Annotated in this window: 13 protein-coding genes; 6 read left to right on the top strand and 7 right to left on the bottom strand. The window is 35.2% G+C overall.

The genetic code is table 11. The features are described from left to right. The coding region (locus ACP5SL_RS03055; protein ID WP_428228170.1) for an aminotransferase class III-fold pyridoxal phosphate-dependent enzyme at positions 1–758 on the bottom strand (758 nt) is incomplete at its 3' end. Positions 759–884: 126 nt separating this feature from the next. Between ACP5SL_RS03055 and pcp the strand changes: the two genes are divergently transcribed. Next, entirely contained in the window at positions 885–1,553 is a 669-nt protein-coding gene (gene pcp, locus ACP5SL_RS03060) for a pyroglutamyl-peptidase I (protein ID WP_193804012.1), read from the top strand. Positions 1,554–1,574: 21 nt separating this feature from the next. On the opposite strand, the gene ACP5SL_RS03065 is transcribed toward pcp, so the two are convergent. Then, positions 1,575–3,215: an APC family permease gene (locus ACP5SL_RS03065; RefSeq protein ID WP_428228171.1), complete on the bottom strand. Its 1,641-nt coding sequence runs from the start codon at positions 3,213–3,215 to the stop codon at positions 1,575–1,577. Positions 3,216–3,780: 565 nt separating this feature from the next. Between ACP5SL_RS03065 and ACP5SL_RS03070 the strand changes: the two genes are divergently transcribed. Further along, entirely contained in the window at positions 3,781–6,591 is a 2,811-nt protein-coding gene (locus ACP5SL_RS03070; RefSeq protein WP_428228172.1) for a DNA-directed DNA polymerase I, read from the top strand. Positions 6,592–6,663: 72 nt separating this feature from the next. Here ACP5SL_RS03070 and ACP5SL_RS03075 read toward each other — a convergent pair whose 3' ends face one another. After that, positions 6,664–7,752: a M24 family metallopeptidase gene (locus tag ACP5SL_RS03075; RefSeq protein ID WP_272984788.1), complete on the bottom strand. Its 1,089-nt coding sequence runs from the start codon at positions 7,750–7,752 to the stop codon at positions 6,664–6,666. 172 nt (positions 7,753–7,924) lie between these two features. Between ACP5SL_RS03075 and ACP5SL_RS03080 the strand changes: the two genes are divergently transcribed. Together ACP5SL_RS03080 and ACP5SL_RS03085 are read left to right on the top strand one after the other, a co-directional pair. Further along, positions 7,925–9,148 (top strand): Nre family DNA repair protein, encoded by a 1,224-nt coding sequence (locus ACP5SL_RS03080; protein ID WP_014558010.1) that lies wholly within the window; start codon positions 7,925–7,927, stop codon positions 9,146–9,148. Between the two features lie 17 nt (positions 9,149–9,165). Then, a complete protein-coding gene (locus tag ACP5SL_RS03085; RefSeq protein WP_014558009.1) occupies positions 9,166–9,981 on the top strand; it encodes an SPL family radical SAM protein in 816 nt (271 codons plus the stop codon). A gap of 56 nt (positions 9,982–10,037) precedes the next feature. On the opposite strand, the gene ACP5SL_RS03090 is transcribed toward ACP5SL_RS03085, so the two are convergent. From ACP5SL_RS03090 to ACP5SL_RS03100, 3 genes are all read right to left on the bottom strand, one after another. Beyond that, positions 10,038–11,249, bottom strand: coding sequence for a DUF401 family protein (locus ACP5SL_RS03090; protein WP_158308314.1), 1,212 nt, complete (start codon positions 11,247–11,249; stop codon positions 10,038–10,040). A gap of 106 nt (positions 11,250–11,355) precedes the next feature. Next, complete coding sequence (locus ACP5SL_RS03095; RefSeq protein WP_014558007.1) at positions 11,356–12,492, bottom strand: ATP-NAD kinase family protein; 1,137 nt, start codon at positions 12,490–12,492, stop codon at positions 11,356–11,358. Positions 12,493–12,529: 37 nt separating this feature from the next. Beyond that, positions 12,530–13,636, bottom strand: a complete 1,107-nt coding sequence (locus ACP5SL_RS03100; protein WP_193804002.1) for an inositol-3-phosphate synthase — start codon at positions 13,634–13,636, stop codon at positions 12,530–12,532. Positions 13,637–13,716: 80 nt separating this feature from the next. On the opposite strand from ACP5SL_RS03100, the gene ACP5SL_RS03105 reads away from it, so the two are divergent. Then, entirely contained in the window at positions 13,717–14,049 is a 333-nt protein-coding gene (locus ACP5SL_RS03105; RefSeq protein ID WP_014558005.1) for a helix-turn-helix transcriptional regulator, read from the top strand. 20 nt (positions 14,050–14,069) lie between these two features. Here the strand turns inward: ACP5SL_RS03105 and ACP5SL_RS03110 are convergent, their stop codons facing one another. Further along, the gene (locus tag ACP5SL_RS03110) at positions 14,070–15,014 is read right to left on the bottom strand and encodes a DNA methyltransferase (protein ID WP_428228173.1); all 945 of its coding nucleotides are present in this window, start codon (positions 15,012–15,014) and stop codon (positions 14,070–14,072) included. Between the two features lie 368 nt (positions 15,015–15,382). Between ACP5SL_RS03110 and ACP5SL_RS03115 the strand changes: the two genes are divergently transcribed. Continuing rightward, positions 15,383–16,873 (top strand): NCS2 family permease, encoded by a 1,491-nt coding sequence (locus tag ACP5SL_RS03115; protein WP_428228180.1) that lies wholly within the window; start codon positions 15,383–15,385, stop codon positions 16,871–16,873. Positions 16,874–16,911 lie beyond the last annotated feature (38 nt).

Raw genomic sequence — 16,911 nt, forward strand, 5'->3', positions numbered from 1 at the left:
GTCCTCCCGAAGCCTGTCTGAATCTCATCATCTATTAGTACTATCCCATACTCATCAGCGATCTTCCTGAGGCCTACTATGAAGCTTTTAGGAGGCACGAGGACTCCCCTATCCCCCTGTATAGGCTCAAATATTATAGCAGCGAACCCCTTCCCATATGCATCCACCTGGAGGGTCCTCTCGATCTCTCCAAGGAGTATCTCTCCATACTCCTCAGGCTCAATACCTCTCGGTCTCCTGAACGTATCTGGATACTTGAAGAAGTATACATAGGGGTATGCATTGAGTTTTTCTCTGATCTCTGGTCTAAACGAACCAGAGACAGAAATACTAAGATATGTGGTTCCATGATAGGAATTCTCAAACGAACCTAGAAGTTTCTTTCCTGAAAAGTAGAGAGATGACCTTAAAGCAATATCAACTGCTGCTCCTCCACTTAGCTCAAACGCAACCTTTTTCTCAAAGGTTCCAGGAGTTATTTCCTTTAAAATTTCAGCTAACTTTATACTTTTTTTATGATACAGATACTGTGTATAATGCAACATGTTTTTGAGCTCCTCTAACAAGGAAGTCACTACTTCATCGTTATTTAGGCCAGCATTATACAAGGCAGCACTGGAGAGAAAATCTATATATTCTTTTCCGTTGACATCAAAGATTCTTGACCCTTCTATTTTCTTCACTATTAATGGAAAATACTTATAGGAGGAAGCTCTCGAAATTGACTTCCAATATCTATCAAAAATACTGTTTTCCAAAATTAAACACCACAAATAAACAAAAATTTAAATTAATTACTATAAAAATTTTTACTAAAAATAAAAACTACTTCATCTTTATGTTTAAATTTTAAGTAAAAATTAAAAATAAAGGAGTGAAGAAAAATGGAAAAATATAAAATATTAGTAACCGGCTTTGAGCCATTTGGAGGCTATAAGCAAAACCCCTCACAAATTATTGCCGAGCATCTTCCAGAAAAAATAGAAAAAGAGATGCCAAATGTTGAGCTTCAAACAGCAATATTGCCTGTAGCTTATAAGAAAGCTAAAGATAAACTCTTAACTCTTCTTGATAGCTATAAACCAGACATAGTGCTCAGCATGGGTTTGTGGGCAGGCATATCTTATGTTACTATGGAAAGAGTTGCTGTTAATATTATGGATGCGAGAATTCCTGACAACGATGGTTATCAACCAATCGATGAGCCGATTTATACAGAAGGACCAAATGCTTATTTTTCAACTCTTCCAATTAAATCTATAGTGAAAAGATTGAAGGAATCTGGAATACCTGCATCGGTCTCCAATACTGCAGGTACATTCTTATGCAATTATGTTATGTATATTGCTCTCCACAGTAGAGCTACAAAAGGATATCCAAGAAGATCAGGATATATGCACGTTCCTCTCCTTCCAGAGCAGACAGCGTCTGTGAAGTCTGAGTTTGGAATCCCTCCTAGCATGTCACTTGAAAATATGATAAGAGCAGCAATCATAACGTTAAAAGTGACTGTTGAGAAATTTTACGTCGGAGACGAAAAAATTTCGTTATAAAAAAATAAAAATTTTTTAATTTTATTCTTCTATATCGACAGCTTCTTCTGGTTCTTCTTTTAATGCTGAAATCTTAGCCCAATAAATGAATATTAACGCTACTATTATGATAACTACAAAGTCCCATGGGAACGATAGAATGCCCTTTCCTCCGAAAGTTGTTTCGCCAAGGTAGCTTATTATGTCCAAGACAATAATGTATGTTAGATACCATATTCCGTTTTTAATGTCTCCTCTCGCTTCGCCTTTTGCTACATAGTAGATGAATAGCGGAAGGAATATAAATAAGGCAATAGTTCCCCATAGAGTATATGGATATGTTGCCCAGTAGAATATGAGGCTACTGCTTACCATTGCTACCGGTGCTAATATACTGTAAAAGGTGCTCTTAATTTTCTTTCTGGCTAGTATTCCAATGACAGCAGCAGGCCCTGTTGCATAAAGTATATTAGAAGATGCTACTACGACATCTACTGATTGGCTATATAATCGTATTACAAACAAGTAAACAATCTCTCCTATCAGTGACGCGATTAATCCCCATATAGGAGTTCCTGTTTTCTTGTCAACCTTTAAGAAAGCTTTTGGCATGTATTTAGCTTTTGCGGCTGCATAGAACAGCCTTGGGAGGCCACCCTGTTCTACTATTGAAACTCCAAATGGAGATATAATTCCGTCTAATAAAAACAAATAGTACATCCATATTAAGCCGTATCCTAAAGCCATAGCTGCGAATGGTCCGCTGAGGTTTGCAATTCCTGCCCAATTTCCTGGGTAAAGGTTAATTCCCATTTTTGCAGCTATAGGTGCAAGCTTTTCCCAGTCAATAGCTCCTACAATAGCTACAGACATAAACACATATACTACTAGCACTATAGCCCATGCAACAATTTCAGACCAGTTCAACTTCTTGACAATTTCTTCTTTTGCCTCACCTGCAAATATTGCCGTTCTTCTGAATCCTGTATATGCAAATATGCTTGCTCCAGCAGCAGCAAATATTCCAGGTATACCCATTGGCATTACTGCTATGCTGGGATCGGTAAAGTTCTTAGGACTCCAGAAGAACAGGAACATAGTAAGTCCGAAGAGAAGTATTAGGCCTAATTTTATTGCTGTAATTACAAAGTTGCTTGTCGAAACACTTCTGGCCCCTAAGTAAACGATAACTGATACTAAGACAGTTAATATAACCTCAACAATATATCCTAGTATAGTCGGATATCCGCTAGGTTCCAACAGAACAGGCCAGAAGAGATTCAGGTATCTTACTATAGCCTGTGCTTCTACAGGGATTATTATCATTGAAAAGTAGAATATTGCGTTGACTGATGCTAAAAATGAGACCAAACCTCCATGAGAGTAGTAGGGATATCTTGACATTCCTCCAGAAACTGGATATAGCTCAACCAGCAGGCTATATATTAGAATTACCGGCAGAATAAAAATACCTGCCACTAACCAAGAGATCCACTCATATGGTCCAGCATAAGCGGCAACTACGAAAGGCAGTAATAGTATTCCTGAGCCTATCATTGTTCCTATGTTTAGCATCACGTTATCCCAAAAGCCGAGAGCTTTCTTATAATGCTTGCTGTCTTTATACTGGGTACTTGTGCTATTTTTTAAATCTTCCATATTTTTTTCAGACTTCTCGCTCATAGCTTCACCTATGATAAAGTTATTTAAAAAATTTGGAAAAATATTTTTTAAGTTCTTATATTTATTTTTTTCGATAATTTTTTTAGAACAACCTATATGAAAATAATCACTGAAATAATTAAAATAAAATCTAATTTATTTTTTATATATAGTTAGATAATTTATTTAAATTATAAATTTTTATAAATTATAGCGTATTTTTAATAGTTAATAAAGGTGATCACTTAGTTACATTTTAGGGTTCCATATGAACAGGATTAGTTCTTATATTAGTGTAATACGCATTTTTTGTTTAATTGCTGTAGCCACCTTATCAAAAAATAAGATGCTTTTTTAGTAATTACAAAAAGTAGCAATTCTTTAAGTAAACGATTTCCCTATACTAAGAGCTAGTTCAGTTCAATTGCAACGTGCCATAGAAAAAACATGAAATTTATTTAAGAGAGGCATTATATTAAATACTTTATAGTTAAAAATACATATGAAGGTTTAATTCCCAATTGACACTATTTATCTATAGACAGTTTGTTTTTATTAAAATATTTGCTTTGTAAGGTAAATGGCTATGGCAACTTTGAAGAGGGACAGAAAAGAAAACGGTCCAACATTATTTGATTTTATAAACTCAAGTAACAAAAAAGAAAAGACGGCAAACAATTTTGCAGAAGACTTGACGTATAACCAGGATAAAGAACTTAAAGTTCACGAAGATGAAGTGCAAAAGTTAGCATATATATCTAAAGACAATTCGATCGAATATATTTCCAGCTTATTGCTTAATGGAAATGCAAAAGGCGAAGAGGAAAATGAGAAGAAGATTGAAGAACTAGGTAAATCGAGTATAGTTGTTAATGAAAATAAAAAAATTGTATGGTTCGTTAAAGTTGATAATGCTACAATTAATGATGGATATTTGCTCTCTTACTATTACGATAATCACAGAAACAAAGCAGTTCTGTGTTTTTATGAAGAAAAAAGCGGAAGGATCTTGTATTGGTATGACAAGACCGATCATAAGCCATATTTTCTCGTGAAGGAAAGCCCAGAAGAAATAGATAAGATATTAAACGGGTCTTTAAAACAGAAGGTGATAAGCAAAGATATTGTCTTAAAAATCAACCCGCTTACAATGAAAAATGAGCACTATACAAAGATTACAGTCACAGATCCGCTTGCTGTAAAAGAAATGAGAGATAAGTTCAGAGACAGCTGGGAAAGCAATATAAAATACCACCATAACTTCATATTCGATAGACAGCTGATACCCGGAGCAAAATATAATGTATTAGGAAAAAATCTTGCTCTCGCATTTGAGGGTAATTCCATTCCGAAAGAAATAGAACAGAGCTTTTCAAATGAGGACGAAGAAACCTTAAAGTTTGTAAGAGATGTTTATCCTCTTTTTGAGCAGTCTCCTCCGCAACCAAAAATGGCTGCCATAGATATAGAGGTCTTTTCTCCGTACCAAAACAGAGTTCCTGATGTATCGCAAGCACTATATCCTATTGTAGCTATATCGATTAGCACTACGGATGGAAAGAAGATTGTTCTTACAAGCGCATACCCTCTTTCAAGTAAGGATCCTATTAAATCGGAAACTAAAGACATAGAAGTTTATGTGTTCGATGATGAGTATTCTCTTATTCAAGAGTTTTTCAGTATATTAAAAGACTATCCTGTTGTATATACATTCAACGGAGATAACTTCGATCTTCCTTATATAAGAAACAGAGCAATCATTCTTGGAATGAGAGAAGAAGAAATCCCAATTGAAGAGTTTCAGGACTTTTATACATTTAAAAACGCAATACATATAGACTTGTACCATGTATTCAACAATAAAGCGCTTAAAACTTATGCCTTTGGAGGAGAGTACAGAGAAAATACGCTGAACAGCATAGCCGAGGCAATAATCGGTATCGGAAAAGTAAAAGTAGACGAGAATCCTGGAACACTAGGCATTTCTAAGCTCGTAGAGTATAACTACAGGGACTCGTTTATAACTCTAGAATTGGTTAGATGGAAAAACTTCTTAACATGGAAATTGCTTGTTTTGCTTTCAAGACTGACTAAGACAAGCATAGAAGAGTTAAGCAGAACACAAATCAGTGCATGGATTAAAAACATGTTCTATTGGGAGCATAGAAAGAGAAACTATATAATTCCAAAGCAAGAGGATATATTAGCTCATAAGAAAGAAATAAAAAGCAAAGCTGTAATTAAAGGAAAGAAGTACGCTGGGGCAATAGTTCTTAATCCGCCAGTAGGCGTCTTCTTCAATGTTGTAGTCTTGGATTTTGCTAGTCTATATCCATCGATAATAAAGGTGTGGAACTTAAGCTACGAAACGGTAAATCCACATTATCCGTGCAATAAGGAAAGAACTATACCTGATGTTGGGCATAAGGTTTGCTTTGACAGGAGAGGAATGACCCCCATAATGATAGGGGCAATGAGAGATCTGAGAGTTAAGGTATATAAGAAGAAGAGCAAGGATAAAAGCATAAGCGAAGAGAGGAAGGAGTGGTATAATGCTGTTCAATCCGCTCTTAAGGTATTGCTTAATGCCAGTTACGGAGTCTTCGGAAGCGATAATTTTGCCCTATATGCGCCACCAGTAGCAGAAAGTGTCACAGCAGTTGGAAGGTACACTATTACTAACACCGTAGAAAAAGCGAAATCATTAGGCCTTAGGATACTTTATGGCGACACAGACAGCATGTTTATCTGGAGTCCAAGCAAAGAAGCATTACAAGAGATAATCGCCTCTGTTGAGAAGGAGTTTGGATTAGATTTAGAAGTAGATAAGGAGTTTAGATACGTAGCTTTTTCCGGCCTGAAAAAGAACTACTTAGGAGTAACTTCTTTAGGCGAAGTTATTATCAAGGGACTTCTTGGAAAGAAGAGAAATCAGCCAGAGTTTCTTAAGCAGGCTTTTTCAGATGTAATAAAAAGACTTTCTGAAATCAATAAGCCGAACGATTTCTTAGAAACACAGGAGAAGATAAAGGAGAATGTTAAGAAAATTTACTTAAAGCTCAAAAATATGGAGTATAACCTCGATGAGCTTGCATTCAATGTTATGCTTAACAAGGATGTCTTGGAGTACAAGAAGAACACTCCTCAACACGTTAAGGCGGCACTTCAGCTAAAGCCTTTTAATAAAGCTTTAGCTAGAGGTGATATAATTTCTTATGTAAAAGTGAAGGGGAAAGATGGAGTAAAAACAGTTGAGCTTGCAAAACTTTCAGATATAGATATCGAAAAATATTTAGATATAGCCAGGACAACATTCGAACAAATTCTAAAGACCATCAACATAAGCTGGGAAGAGATAGAAGGCGTTGCGAGACTTGAGACCTTCTTTAAGAATTAAAAAACTAAGACAAAATATTTAAAAAAGTTACAATTCAAATTTTATTTCATAATTATAAAGACGGAATAATTTTTAGATAATTACTATATCTAAGGGAAAATCGCCTATTATATGAGGTTTTCCTTCTTTTATAACAACATCAACTTCTAGCCTTATTCCAAATTTTCCAGGAAAATACAGTCCTGGCTCTATAGTAAAAACTTGGCCATTTTCAATAATATCGTTTGAAGTTGATGAAATGAACGGCTTCTCGTGTGCATCTATGCCTAATCCATGTCCAGTTCTGTGAATGAAGAACTGATCAATTTCTCTTTCTTTGAAGTAGTTTCTAACTTTTTCATCTATGCTTTTTGCAGTTACGTTGCTTATTGAAGATTCTATACCAATTTTTTGAGCCTGCCTAACAAATGAATAAATGCTTAGGACTTCTTCGTTTGGCTTTCCAAGAGAAAATACCCTCGTTAAATCGGCATTGTACCAATTGTAAGATACTACGGCGTCGATTACAATTAAATCTCCTCTTCTGATTTTTCTGCTGGAAAATTCATGATGAGGAATAGCGGTATTTTCCCCAGACTGTATAGCGATGAAGTCATAAGAACTAGCGCCAAGTTCTGATGCCTTCTTCATTAGATTAAATCTTACTTCCGCTTCGGAAATCCCAGGAGAAATCGATTCTTGGGCAGTTTCAAAAATTTTTGATAAAATATTTGATGCTTTTTCTATGTTTTTTATTTCTTCCTCTTCTTTTATCATTCTAGCCAATTGAATCTCTTCGCTTGCATCTACAAAGTTTACATCCTTAAATATATTATTCAATTTATAAAAAAAGGAAAATCTGAGATTGGGATCTACCCCTATTTTAACTCCTTTTCTAAGTATATTCTTGAGAGTTGGAGTACTTTCAATAATTTTAAAGGGATCAGTTGCATCATCATAAAAAAGAGACTCCGTTACATTAAGATCTCCCAATCTTTCCATTTCCAATTTTGGGGCAAGAAGAAAAGAGTAGTCTTCGCTCATAAATAATAATAACGGCCTTTCAAAAGTCTCAATTTTTAAACCTGTAAGATAGAAAAAATTAGAACCAGAAGTAACTACAATCGAATCGAGCCCATATGAAAGTATTTTTTTCACTCTACCTCTTTTTACCTCTTTCAAAACATTTAGCCTCCTTTATTTTATGTCACATAAAAAATATTTCAACAGAATAACTAAAATATTATATCATGTGTTTAATTATTAATAATTATATAAGAATTATATAAGAGGTTATAAGAACTCAGTATTTTCTTTTAGTTGAAAAAAATGAAGATAGACACGAGTTGAAAAAATGAAGATAGACACGAGATTGTGTGTCTTATGTAGAGGTAGGGGCTACTGCGGGCTGGCATATTGTCCAATAATAGCTAGAAATACGGCTTTAACAAAGCTAAAAGGTCTTACAGAGAAGAAAGAAATTTACGGTTCCAGTCCTCCTTCAGTATTTGTTGGGAGAATTGGTTATCCTAAGGTAAGAATAGGGCCGAGCTCTCCACCTTTAAGTGGGGACACACAGATATATGAGTTGCCCGAGTCTTGGCTGAAATTAAGAATAGAAGATATACTGGATTACCGTTACAGCTTAATTACTGGCTATAACTATGCGAGCGTAAATCAGGTTAATGAAAAATTTGTAAATGAAGTGAGAGATATAGCTATGAGTATAAAACCTGTAGAGATAGAAATGAAATTAATCAAGCCGCCAGTTCCGATAGTAATATTTGATGAGGAACAACCTCCTTTTGGTCCTAGCTCACCTATAGAGAGATTCAAAATTGTAAACAATCCAAGCATTCCAAAGATAATTGACAGTTTGTATTATGACGAGATTAAGGCAAAAGATGCGATAATTTATCTATACGAGAGAAACTTTCCAGTTTCTTATATATCAAAGGTAATGAGTATAGGAACTTTTGGAGAAAGAGAAAAAAGAAGGCTAGTTCCAACTAGGTGGAGCATTACAGCAGTAGACAGTACAATTTCAGAAGAATTACTGAAAAAAGTAAAAGGCTTCCAAGAAATCAGTGAAATTGAGGTATATGAGCTGAAAATACATGACAACTTATTTATATCTATACTATTTCCTAGAAGCTGGAGCTTTGAATGGATGGAGGCTTGGTGGCCCGGTTCGACGTGGAATCCTCAGAACGGAGATGTAGAAATTGAGGGCGATTATGAGTACTACAGAGGCAGAAAGAACTATCCATCTATAGGTGGTTGCTACTATTCAGCTAGACTAGCTACAGCCGAGCTTTTGCTGAATAAGAAAAGACAAGCTACTGCTGTGTTACTCAGGGAAATATACCCTGGCTTCAATGTTCCAATAGGTGTCTGGTTCGTAAGAGAATCCATAAGAGAAATGTATAAGAGAGGACCGGTTATGAAGACCTATGATATAAACGAAGTTGTAAGCTTTTTGAATAAAGAAACAAAGCTAGGATCAGCGAAATGGATAGCTTCTTCTAAAATAATTCAGTTAATAATGACAGAAAAGAAAATTACGGAATACTTTTAGCTTTTAGAGATGGAAATATGAAAGTAGGCAATACTGAAGTGCATTTTATAGAAGTAAAGAGTGCAATTTCCCAAAGCGGATTGCCTGATCTTGACTATGCCTTAAATCCCTACTTAGGATGCTCTCATGGATGTATATATTGCTATGCAAGACTTTACACGAAGGATGAAAGAGCATCCAAAAATTGGGGAAAGGTCGTACTGGTAAAAACAAACCTTGTTGAAGTCCTAAAGAAAGAAGTTAAGAGGAAAAAGAAAGGGATAGTAGGTGTTGGGACAATAACCGATGCTTATCAACCATTGGAGGCTATTTACAAATTGACAAGGAGATCCGTAAAGATATTGCTTGAAAGTGGTTTTTACCTAAGCTTTCAGACAAAAAATCCCCTAATATTAAGAGATAAGGAAATTCTTCTCAATTATAGAGAAAAAGTAGATGTAGGATTTACCATAACATCTCTTAAAAGTAGTGTATCGAAATTTATCGAGCCAAATGCTCCATTTCCCATCTCAAGGGCTAATGCTATAAGAGCTTTAAGCAAAGAAGGAATAAAAACATGGATCTTTTACGGTCCTATTATTCCCAGAATCAATGATGACAGAGAGACGGCAGATGCGATAGTTACATTAGCTGTGGAGACAGGCAGTACGCTTTTTTATGATTCTCTCCATATTAAATCATTTATGCTAAATGATACTTATCCTTTAAATGAGATAATCAGAACCTTTGATAAAGCTAGAGTGAAAAATTTTTTAAATTTTTTAAAAAAGAGGTGTGAAGAAGAGGGCATCATATGCAAAGGTGGTTTTGAGGAAGAAAAAAAGAGTTTTTGACACTATTTCTAACCTCCTCCCCGCCCTAAAGGGCGAGGGTTTCAGTTGTAAGGGTATTAGAGCTTAAGAAGGTATATTAGCAAGACTGCTACTGCGAAAACCACAATAACTGAAGGTATCAAATATCTGTAGACTTTTGGCAGTTCGGCTTTATAGTACTGTACGGTTAGTATTAAACACGAGTGTGAAGGACTTAACATGACACCCATATATCCTGAAAGAAATGCTACTGGAATGAAAAGAGAGCTCTGATTAAATATGTTTATTAGAGGGGGAAAGGCGAGCGCTACATACGTAAGTTCTGTTCCAGTTGCAAAGCCAATTATAAATGGTATTGTCGTGACTGCTAGAAAAGCGTAACTTGAAAAGATTGCTGTCAACTCCTTTGTTACTCCTCCAAACGTTATCATGTTTCCAAAGATAAGCGTCTCTACAACAAGTACTATTATAGTTAGATTGAATGAATATTTTAGCGCATCATAGAGGTGTTTCTTTGTTGGGTGGTAAACAGCTATATATAAAAATATTGAAATTAGTATTGAAACAGGAAGCAAAATTCCAAAAACAAGAGAAAGAATAACTATGCAAATTAGAGGCCAAATATGAAGTATGTTTTTCAGTCTAGCTTTTTCAATATTTTTATTATCTTTATTATCTTTGTCAATCTCAGATTTTTTATAGTATGAGCCTAATAAGAGGAGAATTACCGCTCCTCCTAATAATCCTGATACAGTAAGCTCCCAATTCATTTTAAAAATATCTGTAGTTGACATTTTAAGCAATGCGGATGCAAGGATAACATTTTGATATAATGGCCACGTAGGAATCCAAATGTGCCTGAACCAATAGTTTATAAAAGATTTCTCCTCAGGGCTAAGATTTAGCTCTTTATATATAGATTCAGCAAGCACAGCTGAAATATATGCACCACCTGGCATCGGGAGAAGACCTATAATTGCTGGGGTAAAAATTCCAGTAAACTTCTTTCCAAAAAACTTTAATCCATTAACCATCTTTTCAGCTATACCTGTAACTCTATAAATGTCGGCAAGAAACATAGCTAATATTAACGAAGATAAGGTTATTAAAGTGGTTTTATTCATAGTATAGAGAATTACAATTCCTATTTCTAAAGGATTCCTTATTGCAAGTAAAGAGAAAAAGAGAAGACCTGAACCTAGAGAAATAGCTATATTTACTTTTCTCAAAACTAAAAGAACAACAATTATGATAGAAACAACAAAAATTGTCAACGAGTCTATTTCCATCTTATTTCTCTCTCCATAATGAGAAAAGACAAAAATTAGCATTTATTGAATTTTAATTTTTTGGGGGTTAAGGGGGCGAAAGTCCCATTCTGTGAGGGCGGGTAGTTCATGCAAGCTCTACTTTAATTACAACTTCTTCTTCGTAGCCAACAATTGCTCTTGTATAACCTGATAAGGTCAATAGTTTATTGCTTTTAGGTATGTCTATTAATAAACTTTTCAATCTGCTCATTTTGTTTCTACTACCTACTATCAATAAATTCTTAATCGTAATTTTCGAAAGAATATAGCCAGTTATCTGGTGGTTGCCTCTACCAAACAAATAACCCGAATTCCCCAATGGAGAAACAATTATCCGCAAGAGGTCTAAGTTATCTAGAGAATCAACAAAATTAGAGAGTTGCAATGAATTGCAGTCGCTACAATAGGTTTTTCCCTTATATCCAGCAGCGACAGAAAGTACATTGTCTTTTTTTATATTAAGTTTTTGAGCTATTTTACTGCAGGTTCTCCCAGGTCCAATTATTAAGGGTACTTTATCATTTACAATCTCATTAACATATTCTGCAATCTCTTCTAGAGACTCTTCTTCTGAGTAGGAAAGGTCTTTAGTCTGTTGGTGAAGCAAATTGTTTTTTGACTCGATAGTATAAGCTATTCCCCTGAAGAGTTCTCGATAGCTTCCATTTTCTCTAATGGTATTTTCATCGACTAGTAGTATTTCCCCAGCTTCTAGTACGTAGTTTTCATTAATAAAATCTTCTAATAAAATTGCTGCTGCATTAATGCTTTTGGCAAATATTGAGCTATACATCTTTGTACCAGAAGGTATTCCTACAATAGGAATGGATGTTTTTACTTGTGTATAAACATCATAGACTGTTCCGTCGCCACCAGAAATAAAGAAAACTTCTGCTCCCTCTTTTTTAATTTCCATTGCACAATTTTTCGTATCCAAATTTGTTGACGGATAGTTTGGAGAGCAAACAGAAGTGTAGGAAAGACCAAACCTCTTGAATATATCTTCTCCCATCATTCCATCAGGAACGAGGAACTCAACTTTCTCGATTTTTTCTTTAAGCCTTTCTTTTAGGATTAAAGCAAATAAAAGTGCCTTTTTATAACCAGGACCTATTAGAGATCCTAGGTCGTTCCAAGAAATATCGTCGCTACCTTTTAATGCTAGAGCCCCCCCAAGTCCAGCAATTGGATTGGCCAAGAAGCCAATTTTAGTGAGCTTCATAGCTATATTCCCTAATGATTAACTTCAAAGTAAAAAATTAAGAAATGCTCTTTTTCCCATATTTTCTTATAAATTCTTCAAGAAGGCTCCTGGCTTCGTACGGGGAAGAAACAGGCTTTGGCGGATGCTTCATGTAATATGCACTAGCCTCGTGAATAGCTCCTGAGAGTCCGTTGTCTAGCGCGAGCTTTGCTAGTCTTATAACATCTATCATTGCTGCAGCATACTGACTTTTATCATCAACTTTTAACTTGACGTCCAACTCTACTGGGAATCCCAGGAATGATGTCGCCCTCACATATATGTAAGCGATTTTAGTGTTTCCTAAGAAAGGTACCCAATCACTAGGTCCGATTCGTATTCTGTTTTTCTCAAGAATCTCTTTCGGATTTGTAAGAGTATTCAAAACAGCGCTAGTTTTGCTTTCTCTCTTACTTCTTAGCCTTTCTTCTTCCTTCATGTTCAGGAAATCGGTATTTCCGCCTATATTGAGCTGATAAGTTTCATTAATCCTCAAACCTCTTTCCCTCATTAATGCAGTAAGTGAAGAGTGCAGTATTGTTGCTCCAAACTGACCCTTTACATCATCTCCAAGTACTGGCAATCCAGCCTTCTTAAACTTCTCCTGCCATTCTCCCTTCGGATCGCTTGCAATAAAGACAGGCATTCCATTAATGAATGCAACTCCAGCTTTTATAGCAGCTTCGGCATAAAATCTTGTTGCTTCTTCAGAACCGACTGGCAACATATTAACTAGAACTTCTGTTCCAGAACTTTTTATCGCACTTACAATTTCTTCCATAGTGACTTCTTTATTGTGGGGCATGAAAATATTTCTCATATGATCTGCAACACCGTCAAGCACAGGACCAGCTATAACTTTAACTCCTGTCTTTGTATCATCAACGATTTTAGGGAATAAATTTGGCCCTTCAAATATCGCATCTCCGAGATCTTTTCCAATTTTTCTGACATCGACATCAATAGCTAGTGTAAAGTCAATATCTTCAATTTTATAACCGCCTATATCAGTAAATAGAATTTCTTTGGTTTTATCAGGGTCTTTTTTTGAGAGAAGAACACCCTGAACGATAGCAGAAGCGCAATTTCCAATACCAATCAAACCAACTTTAATTTTTCCCATATTTCTCACTACATATAAAATTTTTTATATTTATAAAAGTATAATTTTTTTGACGTTAAAAAGTTTTTGAAAGTGAAAAAATGGAAAAGGAAAGCAAATCAAGAGCATTTGAGAGGCTTAAAAAGAAGATAGAGAATGAAGTATTGTGGATATACGTTTCTTACGTCCTTATTAAAAAGGGAGCTTTGTCCATTAATGAAATAAAGAAAGAGATAAATGATTTATTCGGTATAAAGGTTAATACATTATATTTGTACAGTATAATATACAGGATGGAAGAAGAAGGATTAATAGTCAAAGTTGAAGGCGATCCAAAAAGCACATATACTATAACCCCTGAAGGAGAGCTTACATATAAGAAAGCACTTGTTTTTCTTGAAGAAAAACTTCTCCAGCTAAAGAAACTTTTTTAATAAGTTTTTAATAAGAAACTTTAAATATAAAGCATATAGTATTGGAATTTTTCATAGTCAGATGAATCCAGGGGTTTTCTAAAAACGAATATATGCTCATGTTTTAGTAAAAGGAAGTCGTTTTTCTTGTTTTTCCAGAACGCCGTCCCAATCATATTATGTTGTACTTTTATTATGTGTTCCTTTATAATAAATCCCTCTTCCAAAAATATTTTCATAACCATATAACCTAAAGGAATCACATGTTTTTTCCTTCTAATATCTCCCACCATTATGGCTAAGTACTTGTCTTTTTTTAGAATCCTGTAAAGCTCTCTTGCAATTCTTCTCATTTTTTCTAAGTACTCTTGTATACTCATCTTAGAAAGATCACCGTCGCTTCCTTTGGAGTATTTTATGATGCTGGCATATGGAGGATGTCCGAGTATAAAATCAAACTTTTCATCTTCAAATGCATCTAAGTATTCAGCATCCCCTTCAAATAGTTTGACAAAAGAGTCGCTTGAATATATAGGCTTTATTCTACTCCAGGAAAGCATGACGGAATCAATGTTTATATCAACACCATAGCATCTTCTCTTTAGTAAAATGCACTCTATCATAGATGTCCCGCTCCCCAGGAAAGGATCTAGTACGGTATCGCCACTTTTAGAATATAGAAGCAAAAGGTTTCTCGCTACCTGCGGTGACCAGTTGCCTCTAAATTTTGCATTGTATTTGTGAGTGGCCCACTTTCCTCTCTCAGGAAAGCTCCATACCGATGTTTTTTCAACCACGAACTCTTTAGGCTGAAGCTCTTTAAACCCCTCAATCTCTAGCTCAATCTTCTTGCATCCAATTGTTACGTATTTTTTTCTTTTAGCGATCGATTCAAAGTCTTCAAGTGTAATCTCTTTAAGAGGGCGTCTTAAGTGCAACCCTATTTGCTTAGCATTTTCCTGATTTAATTCTGTAATGTTACTCATTATAAGTAATACACCTAAAAATCAGTTTCTTTTGCGAGACATCTAAAAAGGGCAAGACGATCGGCTGGGTTAAAAACTAATGGAGCTTTTAAATATTGACCAATAAGCTAGCAGTTTACAACTGAAAGCCTCGCCTTTTAAGGTGGGAAGGAGATCAGATCGAAAAAATCCAAATGATAAAATTGTATATTTATAACTAAAAAATCCCATTTTTTGTCACTAAATGAGCAAATGAATTTAAATAACAAATCTTCGCTTAAGTCTAAAATGTGGAAACTAAGACAAACAGTAAAAAACTCTACATATTCAGACTAGAATTTCAAGTCCATTATAGCGAATTAAAGATTGGATAAATTTATTTGTTTAAGGTGAGAGGATTGTCATTTAAAGATGCACTATATAAATATTTCGAATTAAAGGAGAGAAATACTACTGCAAAGGTAGAAATAATTGCGGGAATAACTACTTTTCTATCTATGGCTTATATATTATTCGTTAATCCATCAATACTTACGGACGGTTTTACCATAGCATTACATCAAGCTTTAGGGATACCAATGACACAACCCATTCCTCAAGAGTACATGCCATTAGTTTACAATGTAAAGCTTGGATTCACACTAGCAACAGCGCTTTCAGCTGCTACAGCAACTTTAATCATGTCCTTATATGCAAAAATGCCTTTTGGACTTGCTCCAGGGATGGGAGAAAACGCTTTCATTGGATACACAGCGATCCCTCTTTTTGCAAGTATCCTCATAACATCCCACGATCTTCAAGGGGTTGCCCCCGCTATATTTGCTATATACCTTGCGTTGGTTTCAGTATTCTTTAACGGGATCCTGTTTCTAATATTCTCAGTTGGGAGGATAAGAGAGTTTATACTCAACTCTGTTCCAGAATCTATAAGACTTGGCATTAGCATAGGTATTGGTCTTTTTATAACGCTAATTGGTTTTTCAAATATTGGCATAGTCGAGCCTGGAGTAGGAACTCCAATATCTTTTAATACAGCAGCATTAAAGACAGCCGCATTTTACTTAGGGTTGCTGAGTTTCTTCATTGCAGCTGTATTAATGGCAAAAAAAGTTATTGGCGGCTTTATTATTGCAATACTTGGTAGCACAGCTATTGCAATATTGCTTTCTATAACAGGATTAACTCCAGGATTAATATCAACTTCTTCTAGTTTATTTACAATGCCTAGCTTTACGACATCTATTCTTAACGATCTTCCAAAATCATTCTACCTGTATTTCACGCTGTTTGGGCTAGGATTTCCTATAGCTTTCTCTTTATTTCTAGTTGACTTTTTCGACGGTATAGGTACTTTAACTGGTCTTGCTATGAAAGCAGGGCTGGTTAAAGACGGAAAAATTATGAACATTAATAAGGCATTAATTTCTGACGCGTTAGCTTCTATAATATCTCCATTTTATGGGACATCTACTACTGTAGTTTACGTAGAAAGTGCGTCGGGAATAGAAGCGGGAGGAAAGAGTGGGTTAACATCACTGATAATCGCAATACTGTTCTTCATATCTGCTATATTTGCTCCTCTATTTACATATATACCAACATTTACCACTGGTGGAGTGCTTGTATTGGTAGGCCTTCTCTTTTTAGGACTGGCAGGTAAACTAACTTCAATGGAAGACTTGACGGAGGTAATTCCAGCATTCTTCACTCTTGTCGCCATACCATTTACCTACAGTATTACAACTGGAATAGGATTTGGATTCATTAGCTATATTGTTATAAAAATTGCTTCTGGTAAATTTAAAGATGTAAAACCGGGTATCGTCTTGATAGCACTGTTGTTTATAATATACTTCTGGCTTGCAGCGAGAGGTTTTTAAATTTTAATTTTTATCATTCATTTAACATAACTGGCTAG

The sequence above is a fragment of the Fervidicoccus sp. genome (genome assembly GCF_049967375.1).
Classification (GTDB): domain Archaea; phylum Thermoproteota; class Thermoprotei_A; order Sulfolobales; family Fervidicoccaceae; genus Fervidicoccus; species Fervidicoccus fontis.

Bases quoted from the DNA above. Each gene is read 5' to 3' on its own strand.
- pcp (WP_193804012.1), top strand. From the start codon at position 885: ATGGAAAAATATAAAATATTAGTAACCGGCTTTGAGCCATTTGGAGGC.
- ACP5SL_RS03065 (WP_428228171.1), bottom strand. From the start codon at position 3,215: ATGAGCGAGAAGTCTGAAAAAAATATGGAAGATTTAAAAAATAGCACA.
- ACP5SL_RS03070 (WP_428228172.1), top strand. From the start codon at position 3,781: ATGGCAACTTTGAAGAGGGACAGAAAAGAAAACGGTCCAACATTATTT.
- ACP5SL_RS03080 (WP_014558010.1), top strand. From the start codon at position 7,925: ATGAAGATAGACACGAGATTGTGTGTCTTATGTAGAGGTAGGGGCTAC.
- ACP5SL_RS03085 (WP_014558009.1), top strand. From the start codon at position 9,166: ATGAAAGTAGGCAATACTGAAGTGCATTTTATAGAAGTAAAGAGTGCA.
- ACP5SL_RS03090 (WP_158308314.1), bottom strand. From the start codon at position 11,249: ATGGAAATAGACTCGTTGACAATTTTTGTTGTTTCTATCATAATTGTT.
- ACP5SL_RS03095 (WP_014558007.1), bottom strand. From the start codon at position 12,492: ATGAAGCTCACTAAAATTGGCTTCTTGGCCAATCCAATTGCTGGACTT.
- ACP5SL_RS03100 (WP_193804002.1), bottom strand. From the start codon at position 13,636: ATGGGAAAAATTAAAGTTGGTTTGATTGGTATTGGAAATTGCGCTTCT.
- ACP5SL_RS03105 (WP_014558005.1), top strand. From the start codon at position 13,717: ATGGAAAAGGAAAGCAAATCAAGAGCATTTGAGAGGCTTAAAAAGAAG.
- ACP5SL_RS03110 (WP_428228173.1), bottom strand. From the start codon at position 15,014: ATGAGTAACATTACAGAATTAAATCAGGAAAATGCTAAGCAAATAGGG.